Consider the following 14,841-nt stretch of genomic DNA (forward strand, 5'->3'; position numbering starts at 1 on the left):
ATGGTTTTATGATTATATTTATTTTGGTATGAGTTCAAAAAACATAAAAATATTTGAATACACCGATTACCGTTTCTTTTTAAAGGATTATTATTCTTTTCAAAAGAAGAATAACCGCCGTTTTTCATACCGGTCTTTTGCCATTCAATCCGGCGTTGCTCCCAGCTTGTTCAAGGACGTTGTATCGGGCCGGCGGCAGCTCACGCTTAAGGTCATGGAAAAATACGCCGCCGCCATGCAGATGTCTCCGCGGGAGCAGAGTTATTTTAAGGCCCTCGTCGAGTTCGTGAATGCAAAAAACAACCAGAAGAAAAACGAGGCCTTCGGCCGGATGATGCAGCTCAGGCGGCACATTCCACTGACCTTTCTCGACGAAAAACAATATGAATTTTTTTCCAATTGGTATTACAGCGCGATTCGCGAACTGATCTCGCTGCCCGAGTTCCGCGAGGACCCCGAATGGATCGCCAAGGCAATTACGCCGCCCATCACCGCGGGCCAGGCCAAAAAGGCCCTTGAGGTACTTTTACATCTGAAGCTCGTGAACAGGAACGCAAACGGAAGGCTGGAGCTTTCCGATACGGTGGTTTCTTCGCGGACTGAAATGAATTCAATGCTGCTGAGGAATTTCCACCATTCCATGATCCAGATCGGGCAGGAGGCGCTTGAGCGGTTCGATCCGCAGGAAAGGGAAATCAGCTCGCTCACCCTCGGCGTTTCCAATGCGAGTTTTGAAAACATCAAACAGCGGATAAAAAGCTTTAAGGAAGAAATTCTGAATGTGGTGGTTGAGGACAAGACCGATTCGCAGACCGTTTGCCAGCTCAATTTCCAGCTGTTCCCGCTTGTCGCAAAGGGAAAAAAGCAGCCTCCTGCGGATGTAAACCCAGAAAATCCCAAGGTGGTATGATGAAACGAATATTCCTTTTTTCCGCTGCAATTCTCACCGAGGTGGGCCTCTGCATTCTCATGCATTGTTCGTCGCAGCGCATTGCGGGCACTGGGTCTTCGGCGGGCAACGGCAGGGTGGAATGTTTTGTGACCGACAGCACGGGCGGCGGCTGTTCCGGTTTGGAGGTGGTTCTCAAAAGGATCTCGATAACCGGCCACAACGATTCCGTCATCGGGGAATGGACCACTTCAACGGATATCAACGGCTTTTGCGGGTTCGACAGCCTTCCTGCGGGGAGTTTTGTCGCGGGGTGTCAAATAAAAGCCCTTGGTGTCGTGGCGATGAACTCAAAGGTCCGATCCAATATGGATTCCACGATTACGCTGAACCTCAACCGGCCGATCGTCTATAAGGGGCGCCTCCTTTTGGCCGCGGGAGTAGATTACCGGACGGTTTCGGCTTTTATACCCGGCATGCTGGCGCCCGCCGGCATCGATTCAAACGGGTTTTACGTTTTGTCAAACGTCCCGCTGGGACAGAACGACATCAGCTTCCGGTATGGCGCAATTGTCAATTACCTGCCGGTGAGCGTCGATAAGGCGACGGGCGATACGCTGTTTGTCCGCGACGCTGTGTTCGCGCAGGATGGGTCTCAGGCAAGTGCAACGTATAGCTTCTACCAAACCACCCTGCCCCGGACCTATGCGGTCCTTTTCAAGGACTACGACACGCTTAATACGCCTTCATGGTATGCTGGGAAGGATTTCTCTTCAGTACAATATTACAAAGTGGTGAATGGATCCCTTGTCGAAGTTGATGCCGTGGGAAATCCCTTTGTGATCCTCGACAATTTCGATGACGGAGACAGCCTCACGTGTATCAACCCGATAACGGGCCACAGCGGATGGCAGGTGGTGACGGACGCCAAGGACGGCGGCACCACGAAACTGCTTCCCGACAGCACGGCGTGGCATTTTCCAAGGGCGATCACCGACGTCAACAGTTACAGCGGAAAGAGTTTGAACATCACGTTTCTGATGGGCACCACTCCTCCGACGCTTGCGCCTTATTCCTACATCACCTGCTCGGTCTCTCCGCGCGGAAGCGGCTATCTCGACCTTACCCCTATGACGGAATTTTCATTCTTCTGCAAGGGCAAGAACAGGATACGGGTGGTGTTCCGTTCCCATAAAGCGCTCGCAAACTATGCGCCGGGCGACTGGTGGGGCCAGATGAGCGTCGTGTTGACTTGCCCGCCGGATTGGCAGAGAATTTCGATTTTGCCAAGCGACATAAAGGCCCCGGCGGGATCGAAGCAGGCGGCCGACGGTTTGACCTGGCCTGCGGTGCGGGACAGTATTGACAGAATAGAATTCGCGGCATGGATGAACGCTGGCGATACGGTGGTGATGGGCCTGGACGACATCGTCATCCACGGTGTTTCCGACGAGGATTTCAAATGAGGCAGGAAGCATGCGCTCATTTGAGTATTTTTTCTTGAATGGCACAGCCCGCGCGTTGTCACTACGTTCCATAAGGTTAGGTAGTTGCGCTGCGCGCTTTTTATTATGCCATTTGCCTTTTCCCCGCTACTTGGGGCGGCATTTTTCAATATTCGCTCATCCTTGATAAAGAGGAGATCAGAAGCATATCATACTTAACCGATTTAAGAACACCGCTGGCGTCGTCAAACTGCGGCTCGGCAAAGGAGAGTACCTTTTGATAATAGAGAATAACCGGAAGACCGGGACGCTCAGGTTCATTTTCCCGTAATACGAAGAAAGAGACCCCCGATGACCATAAAATCCTTTTTGCTTTCCGTACTGTTTGCCGCATGCATGACGGCCCAGGCCGCGGGAGCAGGCGGATGGAAGCTGTTCTGGTCCGACGAATTCGACAGCACAGGATTTTTGGACCCGAATAACTGGTGGGTCCGCGTTGCCAGTCCGGGCTGGGTCAACGGCGAGCAGGAGGCATATACGGCCGGCCACGACCAGGCAAACGCGAATATTTTCGTGAAGAACGGCTGCCTCATCATCGAGGCGAGAAAAAGCGGCAGCGACATCACCTCGGGACGCATCGAGGGAGAAAACTTGCAGAATTTTGAGTACGGCCGTATGGAGGCGCGGGCGCGGCTCCCCCTATCCAAAGGAATGTGGCCCGCGTTCTGGATGGAGGGGTGGGATATCAACAAGGGGGCGGGATGGCCGGGCGCCGGCGAGATTGACATAATGGAAGGTAAAGGCAGGCTGCCGAGCTGGACGTCGGGTGCGTTCCACTGCTCCGCCGGCGGGCCGGCGGGCAACTACACCCTGCCCGCGGATGTGCCGAATTTCCACGACGCGTTCCATACGTTCGCCATCGAATGGAGCCAGGATTCCATCCGGTGGTACGCCGATACCGTGAATTTCCTCACCATGACGAAGTCGCAGATTCCTACTGCGCCCATCAACAAGAATTATTTCTTTCTTGTCAATCTTGCCGTCGGCGGCGGGTTCGACGGCAACACCGACGCGACGACCATTTTTCCCGAAAGCCTCATCGTTGACTACGTGCGCGTGTATCAATGGGACCCGAATGTGGGAACAGGTGCGGGTCCTGCAAAAGCGCCTTCCCTGGGAGTAAAGCTCGCGGAAGAAAAAACTTGTTTTACTGTTTCGCTTCCCTCGTTCCAGCGCTACGCCTGCCGCGTGGTATCGGTCCAGGGTAAAGAAGTGATTTCACGAAACGGTTTAGGGAAGTCATTTAAAATGGAAACCGGCTCTTTAGCGCCGGGTGTCTATTTGATAACCATACACGGTGGTTTCGGTGTGTTTACCGAGCGTTTGGTGGTGCGGTGTTCGTGAGCAAGTCTGTTACGGATAAGAGAAACAGCGAAGAAAAATGATGTAGTGTAAAAAGGCCGCCGTATGTGATTGTCCGGTTTAACTGCCCCCCCTCACAAAGCAGACCGGGCACACATGCGGCGCGCCTCTTTATAAAAATCAATTGGCTGGAGTGATTTTTTATTAAAGCATCGTGAAAATAATCGTATATTTTGTTATATTAAGTTATCGTGGGGAGAAAGGAGAAATCACTGATAAAGGAATCTAAGAATATGAACCAGGTAAGGTTAGATTGTTTTTACAAAATTAACCCATTTTTTTAAAGGGGGATAGGATGAAAAAAAATTTAATGTTGGCTATGTCGGTTCTTTTTGTTGGCGCCGCCAGCATTTATGCCCTGCCCGCCAAGGTCGCGGGCTGGGGACTTGCGTGGTCCGATGAATTCAACGGCACCGCGCTGGATACGGTAAACGCCTGGAGTTACGACACGACGTACCCGGAGCCTAACGCTGAACAGGAACATTATACACGCGGCTGCGTTGAAGTGAGCAACGGCACTTTGAAAATTTGGTCCAAGTTAAACACGTATGGGGTTCAATACGCTTCGGGCCGCATTGATACCCATGACAAGAAGATTTTTACCTACGGTTACTTTGAAGCCGCCATCAAGGGCCCTGTGGGCTCCGGGACCGGCGCAAATGCAAACGGCCCTTGCTTGTGGTCCGCCGTATGGCTTTTAGGCAACAGCATCAACCACGGCGTTGCATGGCCGACCTGCGGCGAAATGGAATTGTATGAACAGAGAACGGGCCCGCAAACGTATGGCGGATCTCCGGGCGATGATTGCTTTATCGGGACGTGCCATTACGGGAACGGCGGCGGCGGGCCGGTTTATAACAGCAAGCAATACAACTACACGCAATGCCTGTGCAATGATTTTCATAAATATGGCATTCTGTGGGATTCAACGTATGTGGAATACTACTTTGACGACCAGGTGTACTGGCCGGAGGGAAGCACTCCAAGTATACTTCAATCGATAAATTATACGGCGTTCCATGCGCCGTTTTACTGGATCATCAACTCCGCGATAGGCGGCAACTATCAGGGGCAGAACATCAACACATCGACCTTCCCGTTGCATATGGACCTTGATTATGTCAGGGTGTACCAGAAGTCGGTAAAGAATATTGCATACGAAAAACGGCAGGAGGTGGCGCGTACCTTTACCCTTGTGAACCCGGCATCGGCCAAGCTCAGAATTTTTAACGTCCAAGGCAGGATGGTCGCCGATTATACCGACAGGGTGAGGATGATGGCGCCAGGCGAAAATGCCATGAAGGCGATACCGCTCGCGCTGTTCAACGGCACGTATGTTGTGCGGTTGCTTGACAACGGCAAAACGGCTTCACATCTGCTCGTGGCCGCCCGGTAAGCGGCAAATATTTTTCAAGTCCGCATACCCTCTGACCAGAAAAAGTCAGGGGGTATTTTTTTTAAGAGGAAAATCCCCTTTACAGGAGGACAGTGCGGCGTTTGATTAATATCCGGAAAAAACCACTATGATTGCTTTGAATGATTTGTTGTCCCGGTTTCTCGGCACAGGGGAAAATGGTCACTCGATGAATTGAATAACATTAGCAATATTTCTTCCGGTAAAAATAAATATAGTGTCAAAAGAACAAAATTTTGTTATATTAAACAGGCCAATTTGAAAGAAAATCATTGGAAGATCTTGCTTCATTGCAAAAATTGGGGGATGTCATATATGAATTTTAAGAAAAAAGGGAGGTGGATAAAGAAAATTCAGGCAGAGGTCAATGAAGTTGGCAAATGAAGAAAAATGCAGATTAAAAATGCAATGACAACCTACACCATCTATGTAAAGGGGCAACAATGAAAAAGACGATCGCATTGATTTTTTCCGTCCTTTTAATTTTTGCCGCATCGGTTTTCGCGGCCCCGCCCGCCGGTTACGATCTATTATGGTCCGACGAATTCAATGGTACCTCGCTTGACACCTCACTCTGGACCAACGACGTCGGTACCGGTGTCAACGGATGGGGAAACCAGGAACTTGAATATTATACCGACGGCGCGAACCTGCAGTTTGACGGCAGCACCGTGGCCATGATCGCCAAAGCGGAACCGATGGGCGGCGCCAGCTATACCTCGGCCCGTTTCACGTCGCAGGGGAAAAAGTTTTTCACCTACGGGTATGTCGAATGCAAAATGAAGGCCGCGAAGGGATTGGGGCTGTGGAACGCGGTCTGGATGCTGGGCGAGGACTTCCAGAATCCAAATGTTCCCGGAACCTCAACGCCCTGGCCGCAGTGCGGCGAGGTGGAGCTCTACGAGCAGAGGACGGGCACGCAGCAATATGAAGGGTGCATGGGCGATAATTATTTCATCGCCACCTGCCATTACGCGGCGAACGGCACCGGCGGACCGGTGTACAATTCCCAGTCGCATTGCAATCCGTCGTGCTTGTGCGACGATTATCACATTTATGCCGTGCAATGGGACGAGCAGAATTTCACCTATTTCTTTGACGGCGTGCAATTCTGGCAGTACCCGATCACGGCAAGTTACCTCACGTGCTTCCACGGCGACATGTTCATGCTCGCCAACATGGCGGTCGGCGGAAACTACCAGGGCAACAGCATCGACGCCGCCACGTTTCCCGCCACCATGTACATCGACTACATCAGGGTGTACCAGAAGAGTGCCGGCGTAGCCAAGGACGTCAAGAAACAGGCGGCGCAGCATTCTTTCACCCTTGTCAATCCCGCAACGGCGCAGCTCAAGGTTTTCGACCTGAGCGGAAGACTGGTGGGGGATTTCACCAGCAGGGTGCGCCAGATGAAGGCCGGGGACAACGTGATGAAGATGATGCCCGCCGTGCTTTCGAACGGCGCCTATGTGGCGCGGTTGATTGACAACGGCAGGACTGTTGCGCAGAGACTTGTCGCCGAAAGATAAGAAAATTAGGATTGTTCGGTAAAAACCTCCGGCGCTTTCTGCCGGAGGTTTTTTATTCGTCGATCATTTGATTGCGTGGCCTACTTCGAAAACACCAGCCTGATGGTCTTTATAAACTTCGTCTCGCCATCGTCCGCGTCGTTCGCCTTGAACCTGCAGAAGTAAATGCCGCGGGAAAATTGGGAGGCGTCCCAGGTGAACTGGTATTCGCGGGCGGCCTCGGTGAGTTCGAGGGGCCGATCGATGAACCTGCCGATGGCGTTGTAAATGTCAAGCGTGACGTGGGAGGCTGAAGGCAGCCCGTATTTGAAAATCACGGACTTTCCCATCACCACTGCGTCAGCCAGAGAAAAATCCTTTGGGATGGCCGGAGAAGCGGCAGCCTGCGAAGCGGGCGGGGGCCCGATCTTTCCAAGCACGGCGAGGGTGTCAAGCGGTGTGACGCAGTTGCTCTTTACAAGAAATAATGCCGAATAGACGCCGGCCTTTTTCGGAAAAAACCTGACCGTATCAAGGCAGGAATCGCCGGGAGCAAGGTCGCTGATCGCCGAAAGGGTGAACATGCTGTCCCAAATGAAGTCGCCGGTACCGAGGCGCGTCACCTGTGATACGCGCAGCGTGTCGTTGCCCGCGTTCTTAAGCAGGACCGTGCGGAACGCCGGTTTAGTTGGATCGGCAAGTTCGAACACCACGGTATCGAGGCTTTTTGTCAAACGCGGCGATAGCCCCTCGCCAAACACCCTTATCGTGTCCGGGCTTGACGCCGCGTTGCTCAGGTAAACTACCAGGCCCGAATCGGGGGCTCCTGTTTTAGGGGTGAACCGCAGCGTGTCCTGGAGGGAATTCCGCGGGGGAATCCTTATTGCTTGTAAATGCCGGGTAAACGCGGCTGAACTGAGAACCACCAAGGAGACCGCCAGGGTGTCGCTGCACCCGTTGTACAGCGTGACGATGCTGTCGCGCGAAGCACCGAGCGGGACCTTTCCGAACGATAATCGGCTCGCGCTGATGTCGAGCAGGCCCGAGTCGGGCACCCCCGAGACCGGGCCGGAACAATCGCTTTCGTAACCGGCGCTGTCGAGCACCGAGACGCAAAAACTGTAGGTTTTCCCGTTGGTGAGTCCGCTGATGGTTGCCGTGGTGTCAATTGCCGAGCGCGTGGAATCGAACTTGGCCGCCGCGCCGGTCCCTGAGGCGGAGTAGATGAGATAGCGCATGACATCTGGCTCCGGGCTGCGGTTCCACGCCAGCGTTATTAAGCCGTTGCCGCGTTTGGCCGCGAAGCCGGAAAGCGGCGAGGGCTTGTTGGTGAACGACCATCCGGCATTGCCCAGGCTGTCGGCCGAATTGAACGCCGCGCCTTTCTGGCGGCCCGCCAAGCAGTTTTTGAGCACCGCATACCGGGCTATGAGCGCGCCCCCCGCGTTGACCGTGCATGCCGGCGCATTCGTAAAGGTGCAATAGCGCCTGAGGCTGCCGCTCACCGAAATGGTTCTGCCCGCCTCTATCCTGAAGCCGGCCGAAGCGGCGATGGTGGAGTCGGTTCCATTGACAAGAAGGAAATCGTTCTCGGGCAGGACGGAGTTCCCCCTGAAGTCAAGAGCGCCGGCCGACTGCGTGAAGTTCCTGCACCTGACCGCCGAGGCGAGCGACAGCGTGCCCTTGCCGGAATGAACCAGGTCGGCAAGTGGCAGCGGCGCCGTGAGGGTCTGCGTGCCGCTGTCGCGCGAGAAAACGATTTTTGCGTTGTCGCGCGCGTAGTTTGAAAGTCCGAAATTTCCCTGGAACGTCCATGCGCCGTTTCCCATGTAGATGCCCCCCTTGTCGGGCCCTGAACCGAGCGCCCTGGCGTCGGCGGAATCCGCGACGGCAAGGCCGGCGCCGTTCTGGCGGAAATCGAACACGGCACTGTCGCCGCCTTTGCCCCATTCGAAGGTGCAGTACCTGACAAGGTGGGTGCCTGCCGCCGCGATGATGCGTGCGCCTCCGCCTGAGGGCAGCGCGGACAGAACAAGCCGGCCGATGGTCTGGCCGGTGCAGGAGAATATTGAAACGGGGGAAGTCGAGCCGGCTCTCACCACCACCGGCCCTGTTCCGCAAAAAAGTCCGCTCAGTCCGGTGAACAGCGCGTTTCCGGTGATGATGAGACTGTCGCTTCCCGTTGCGAGCGTGCCCCCGATGGCGGAAAATCCGGAAAGCGCGCATTTACTCGCGCCGAAGTCAAAGGTGCCGCCGGAAATCCAAAGCTTTTTCGCCGTGCACGGCCCGGAAAGCGTCACGGTGCCGTTGCCGGACTTGATTAGGTTGGGGTGCAGGGCATTTTTCTTCGGGACAAAAATCTGGGTCCCGCCGGAGCCGGTGAACGACAGGGTGCCGTTTCCGGGAACGAGCGTGTCGCATCCGGAAAGGTCGACCGAGTCAGCGCCGACGGCAAGCGTCGAGGTGCCGAAATCGAGTCCGCCGCCGGTGATCGCCAGGTGCGAGGCGACGGTGTGCGAAAGGGCGGTTCCGAGGCGCAATACCCCGCTTTTCACCGCGAGCCTGTTGCACGAAAATCCGTTGGCGATGACGCTGGTTCCCGCGTTCCCGCTCTGGATGATTGACGGAAACACGGCGTCGGTCTTGGGAACATAAACCTGCGCCGCTTTTCCGCCGAACTCGATGCCGCCGTCGTCCTGGCGGGGCGGTTGCGTCGAAAGCCGCGACAGGTCGGCGGTGTCGCCGGTGAACACGAGCGCGGAGCCGCCGAAACTGATGCCGCCGCCGCTGGCGGAGAGTGCGCCGGAGACCATGGAGAACGGCGCCGCGGGGTTTTCCCCTAAATCAAGAAGTCCGGAGCGGATGGCGAGAGTGTCCACGCCCACCCGCGCGTCCTTTTGCGCGTTGATCTGGCAGCTCCCCGAACCCATCACGACGAGCTTTACAATATGGCTGTTTCCGTCGAGCCGGAGCTCCTGGCCGCCCGCGCCCGCCATCTCGAGCCTTATGCCGCCATGCACCGAGAGATTGTCGAGATAGACGCACCCCCGTGCGCGGAGGAGCGACGCGGACGAGGTCCCGAACTCAAGCGTGTCGTTTCCCGCAAGCGAGGACCCCTTGACAGAGTCGACAGACGCGAAAAAGCCGTTAAGGTCGAATTTCCCCCCGTAGACGAGGAGGTTCCCCGCGGCGAGGTTGCGCGACAGCAGCGTGGTCCCTCCGGCGCCGCTCTGGACGATGGCGGGGTGAACCTGTCCCGATTTCGGGATCAACGCCTGCGGCGTTATTCCGGCAAATTCAATGGCGCCGGAGCCGGGAACGAGCGTACCGGCACTTGACAAATCGAGCGTGTCTCCGTTAAACCTGAGCGTCGATGATTCAAAATTGATCACCGCGTCGCTTGCCGTCTCCAGGTCATTCACATTGTGGATGAGCGCCTTTCCAAGGGAGAGCGTACACGCCGGGGAAACGGTCACCGTGTCGGCGACAATCCCGGAGACTGCCGCCTGCATTTTGCCCTTGGCAACGACAAGGGAAGGGATGGAGGTATTGCTTTTGGGGATAATCGTGACAAAGGATTTTTGAGCCTCGCAGATCAGGGCACCCTTTACCTGAAGAGAATCGAGAGCGCTGAAATCCGCAAAGGCGCAAACGGTAAGGCGATGGGAGAGGGGAATGTTCAATCCGCCATGGGACGAGAGGAGCACGTTTACCGTGATGCTGGCCGAGTCGACCATGGCCAGCATGCCGGATTTTATTTCCAGCGAGTCGATGAAAATGCCCTGGCCCGAGGCTTTCGACAAAGCGGCGCCGCCCGTTCCCGCGAGAGCAAGCAGGTGGATGGTCTGGGAGTCTGGAGAGAAAACAACCTGCTGCACGCGGCTGCCGGCAAGTACCAACGCGCCCTTTTCGCAGGAAAGCCAGCGGACTCCCGACAGGTCGGCGCCCGCGCCGGTAAGCACAAGGCTCGAAGAGCCAAGGTCGAGGCCGCCGCCCGCGGCCTGCACATTTCCAATGCGGTGCACAAGGCTGTCGCCGCACAGCAGCGCTCCTGAAACGATCCGCAGCGTGTCGGCGGTCATCCCGTTGACAAAACAGCACACCGAACCTTTCGGTCCGCACCGCACCGTTACGCCGGGGAAAAAGACGCCGGCGCCGCCGCCAAAGAATTTTTGCTGGCCGGCACCTTCAAAGGAAAGGCCGCCTCTTCCGTTTCCGGATGAAACGGATCCACCGGTGCGGAAGTCCGCGGTGTCTCCGGTTATGGCAAGGGTGTGGCCGTTGAAATCAAACTGCGCCGCATATTCCCTGCGGAAGATGATTTTCGCCACCGACGCGTCTAGGTCAAGGCCGCATGACGCAAGGATCGAGCTTTTATTGCCGAATATCACCGTATCGCCGACGGCGGGCGGTCTGCCGGCGCTCCAATTGGTGCCGTTGCTCCATACCGTATCGCCCTGCTCCGGGCTTATCCAGAAGATAGTGCCGGAAAATGACGCTGGAGCGGCAAAAACGGTGACAATCGCTGCGGTAAGCAGCGCTCTGCGCAAGGGCAAAAGCAGGAGGGCGGATTTTCTATTTGTCTGCATTATCAAATTCTATTGATCTCATGTCTTCAATGAAAACAATAAGAAAGATTAAATGACCCGGGGAGAAGAAAATGGAATTTGAAAAGAACCGGCCGGCATGTTTAAAAAAAGGAAGAAAAATTCTCCCCACCTTTTTATCAAGCATATCTTCGTTTCCATGATACGCTTAGGTGGGATCCCAATCCGCCCCCCGAATAATTAATATAAAGAAAAATGACAAAAATTGCGTTTTATTTAAAAAAAGTTGCAACCGGGTTAATCGCGTAAATTTCTCTTGATAAATGAAAAAAGGCATTGAAAACCCTTCAATGCCTTATACTGAAATAAGAATAAAGAAAAATAATTATTGGATTTAGAAATATTTAATCTGGTAAATACCCTTTGAAAATTCCGCTGGCATCCTAAAGGTTTTATTATTCGCACTTGTGCCGCGGAGAAAAGTTAAAACCTTTTTTCCCTGGATTGTAAAAAGGTCGGCACCCAAAGCATGATCGGGCAGAATTATAAAACTGTGATCGCCGGGTAGATAACAGAAAATCCTTGTATTATTTATACCTGAAATTTTTTCGGCCTTGATAAGGTTTACCGCGGATGTCGGCGCGTCGTATCCCCATGCCTGTACCTCGGCGAATGCGCACCATTTGTTCTCATTATAGACCAGGTTGGTGATGGTAAGGCTGTTGGTGACACGGCTTGAAAAGGTGAATGGCTGGCCGATGGAGACCGAATCGGGATGGATGGCCACCGTGCTGCTGTCGGAGAACACGAGCGTGGCGTCCTTCCACCAGCTGTCGTGCGGAAAGTCATGGCGGATCCAGATGACCACTTTGTCAAGCTGAACGTCATGGCCGAAATCAACGCGCCACCACAGGCCGGCGATCATCTGCGGGCCCCATGATCCGCAGTTGGGCAGGCTGCCGTGGCACATGTTGCCCGTTCTCCCGTCAATGGCGTTGAGGGCGAGAAAGGTGGTGTCCGGAGCGCACCCCGCGGGAGATGACGGCTCGCAGGGATATTCGCTGTTCGATGACGCGTGGGGAAAGCCGTGTCCTGCTGTCCGCACATCGTTGGGATTCAGGGCGACGTTCATATACTGTCCGAATGTTTGTACGCATAGACAAATGGTAATCCCCATTGTCAACGAAACAATTTTTTCTCCGATTTTCATTTTCAGCTCCTTAAAATAAGTACATCAATAAAATAAGCTTTTTTATTGAAAAAGCAGAAAAAATTTACGCTGTTATCTTAAAAAATGGTGTTTATGCGTTAAAATGATCAAAAAAACCGTCCCATCGATATTTTTCCGCTTTGTATAAAATAAATTTTATTTATATTTATAAACTTGCAGGCCGTAAAAATGGAGGCATGCGGCATTGCGGCATGAATTAAAAGTCTCCAATTACTTTTTATTTATAAGGGAGGGGTATGCGTAAACTTTTTCTCGTTCTGTGTGTTTCTCTTTTGACCGTCTCGGCGATCCATGCTCAAACGAACCTCGTTGCGAACGGTGATTTCTCGGCCCCGCTTGGCCCCGAATGGATCGTTGGAAACTGGGGCACGGGGTACAGCTCTTACGGGATCTCAAACGGCGTTTTCCATTTGACGGTAACTGCAATCGGCGCGGCGGCCTGGAACGTTTTCTTCTACCATTTTGAGGACATCAAACTCACCGGCGGTGCCAATTACATTTATTCATTCACTTCACACGCTACCGCCGCCTGCTCCGTCTCCACCCAGGTGAAGACCGTCGGCCAGCCGCCGAATGCGGCGGTTTGGTTCTCAGATTCCGCGGTGATCATCGGCGCCACCGACTCAACTTACTCCTTTCCCTTCTCGCCCACCGCCGACGACGATTCGGGCCAGGTCAATTTCTCACTCGGGTTCGGCAATGTTCCCCTCAATCAAACGATCTACATAAAAAACGTGTCGATAACCGAGGTTTCGTCGGGTATCGTATCAGGCAAACAGGCAAAGAAATCATTTGAATTTGTGCGCATGAACGGGAACCAGGTGACGGTCACTCTGGCCAATCCTGCAAATGCCGAAATGAAACTTTTTTCACTTCGGGGTGTCCAGATCGCAGACTATTCTGCGGTACTGAGGTCCATGAACGCTGGTTCGCATCAGATCAATTTAGGATCGCTCCCGGTCTGCAACGGCATTTATCTGTTAAAAGTCAATAACGGCGTTCAGACCGTGTCAAAAACCGTCACGTTGACCAAGTAGCAATTGTTCGAGGGTTTAAAAAAAGGGGCTGATGCCCCTTTTTTATTTTTTTCGCCGGCATTGTAAAGCGCGCCGTGCGATATCTTGGCCTGAAAGCGGGCAATCATGTATTTTAATCACCCGGCAACCGTTTTTTTACATGTGCGCTATTGCATGTTCGTGCAGGGGAGGAATTTTTGGAGATAAAATACAGCAAGAAAAAACAGGAAATCAGAAAAGACGCGTTCCTTGATTTTGTCGGGCAGGCACGGCAGTTTATCGATGCGAAAAGCAACACCCTCCTCGCGGTGGGCATTGCCGTGTGCCTGGTGGTGGCGGGCTTCGGCGTGTATCGGTATGTGAGCAAGACAGGCGAAGTACAAGCCAAGGACGCTTTTGGAAAAGCGATGGTCTCCTATATCAACGGGGACGACAGGAACGCAGTTGAAGGATTTAAAAATGTCGTTGACAACCACAAGAATTCCCCGCAGGCGGTGTACAGCGCCTACATCCTGGGAAACATCATGCTGCGTCAGGAAAAAATTGACGAAGCCGTACAGTGGTTCAAATCAGCCGTCTCCGCCAGTCCGAAAACGGGGTTTGTGGGCGCGGACGCCTATGAGGGCCTGGCTGCCTGTTACGACGCGAAGGGCAACCGCGAGGAGGCGCTCGACTGCCTTAAAAAGGCCCTTGCCGATTCCCGCATACGATACCGTTTTCCGTCCCTTGCATGGAAGGCGGCCCTGGTGAGCAAGGAACTTGGCCGTGATGAGGACGCGAAACGGTACTGCCAGCAGATTGTGGCCGACACGATTTCCCAGGCTGCGGCGTACCGCCAGAAGGCCGAAAATTTTATCGTCGAGATCGATGCTCCCCGGTCTAATTGAACGGTCCAGCACCGCCGTTGATGCATCGCGCGCCGTGCAGGGGAGTGTATTTGATGAAAAGAGATAATGGAAATCCGAACGGGTAATTGAGCGTTTTTGCTCGAAACAGGAGGAACAGTGATGGAAGTTCTTATTCTTGACGAACTGAAAAGCCGAAAAAACAAGCTGGTTGAATCCCTGGAAAAACGCCGGTACAAGGTGGTGCAATGCGGCACGAGCAACGATCTCCTGAACGCCGTCGGCCATTCGCTTCCCGGCCTTATCCTGCTCGATTACGATACCTGGCACCGCGGTCGGTCGATCACCGGGTATTTCCAGATCGGAAAAAAAATAGAGCATGTGCCGGTGGTGTTTTACAATGCGCCTCCGAATTTTGTCGCCCTCAACGACAGAAACCGGCACGAAAAAGACTATGCCCTGCAGAAGCCCTCGGAAGTTGATGCCATCGTAGAAGCGATATCGCACACCCTGTAACGGGGGAT

The 14,841-nt window shown here is 53.9% G+C and carries 10 protein-coding genes; 8 read left to right on the plus strand and 2 right to left on the minus strand.

What is annotated here, in order from left to right:
• Positions 1 to 28 precede the first annotated feature (28 nt).
• The 5 genes from VLX68_16625 to VLX68_16645 all read left to right on the plus strand — a co-directional run bounded on the left by VLX68_16625 (position 29) and on the right by VLX68_16645 (position 6,699).
• Positions 29 to 910: a TIGR02147 family protein gene (locus VLX68_16625; GenBank protein HUI93870.1), complete on the plus strand. Its 882-nt coding sequence runs from the start codon at positions 29 to 31 to the stop codon at positions 908 to 910.
• Positions 907 to 2,355, plus strand: a complete 1,449-nt coding sequence (locus VLX68_16630; GenBank protein ID HUI93871.1) for a hypothetical protein — start codon at positions 907 to 909, stop codon at positions 2,353 to 2,355. Before VLX68_16625 ends, VLX68_16630 begins: the two co-directional genes overlap by 4 nt.
• A gap of 330 nt (positions 2,356 to 2,685) precedes the next feature.
• Positions 2,686 to 3,738 carry a family 16 glycosylhydrolase gene (locus tag VLX68_16635; protein ID HUI93872.1) on the plus strand — a complete coding sequence of 351 codons (1,053 nt, stop codon included), beginning with the start codon at positions 2,686 to 2,688 and terminating at the stop codon, positions 3,736 to 3,738.
• A gap of 313 nt (positions 3,739 to 4,051) precedes the next feature.
• On the plus strand, positions 4,052 to 5,152 hold the full coding sequence (locus tag VLX68_16640; GenBank protein HUI93873.1) for a glycoside hydrolase family 16 protein: 1,101 nt from the start codon (positions 4,052 to 4,054) through the stop codon (positions 5,150 to 5,152).
• Between the two features lie 461 nt (positions 5,153 to 5,613).
• Complete coding sequence (locus tag VLX68_16645; protein ID HUI93874.1) at positions 5,614 to 6,699, plus strand: family 16 glycosylhydrolase; 1,086 nt, start codon at positions 5,614 to 5,616, stop codon at positions 6,697 to 6,699.
• A gap of 80 nt (positions 6,700 to 6,779) precedes the next feature.
• On the opposite strand, the gene VLX68_16650 is transcribed toward VLX68_16645, so the two are convergent.
• Together VLX68_16650 and VLX68_16655 are read right to left on the minus strand one after the other, a co-directional pair.
• A complete protein-coding gene (locus tag VLX68_16650; protein ID HUI93875.1) occupies positions 6,780 to 11,267 on the minus strand; it encodes a hypothetical protein in 4,488 nt (1,495 codons plus the stop codon).
• Between the two features lie 352 nt (positions 11,268 to 11,619).
• Positions 11,620 to 12,435, minus strand: coding sequence for a hypothetical protein (locus VLX68_16655; GenBank protein ID HUI93876.1), 816 nt, complete (start codon positions 12,433 to 12,435; stop codon positions 11,620 to 11,622).
• 257 nt (positions 12,436 to 12,692) lie between these two features.
• Here VLX68_16655 and VLX68_16660 point away from each other — a divergent pair, with 257 nt between their 5' ends.
• From VLX68_16660 to VLX68_16670, 3 genes are all read left to right on the plus strand, one after another.
• Positions 12,693 to 13,493 (plus strand): carbohydrate binding domain-containing protein, encoded by an 801-nt coding sequence (locus tag VLX68_16660; protein HUI93877.1) that lies wholly within the window; start codon positions 12,693 to 12,695, stop codon positions 13,491 to 13,493.
• A gap of 176 nt (positions 13,494 to 13,669) precedes the next feature.
• Positions 13,670 to 14,359, plus strand: a complete 690-nt coding sequence (locus VLX68_16665; protein HUI93878.1) for a tetratricopeptide repeat protein — start codon at positions 13,670 to 13,672, stop codon at positions 14,357 to 14,359.
• Between the two features lie 117 nt (positions 14,360 to 14,476).
• Entirely contained in the window at positions 14,477 to 14,833 is a 357-nt protein-coding gene (locus VLX68_16670; protein HUI93879.1) for a hypothetical protein, read from the plus strand.
• The last annotated feature ends 8 nt before the right edge of the window (positions 14,834 to 14,841 follow it).

Source organism: Chitinivibrionales bacterium (assembly GCA_035516255.1).
In the GTDB taxonomy this organism is placed as follows: domain Bacteria; phylum Fibrobacterota; class Chitinivibrionia; order Chitinivibrionales; family FEN-1185; genus FEN-1185.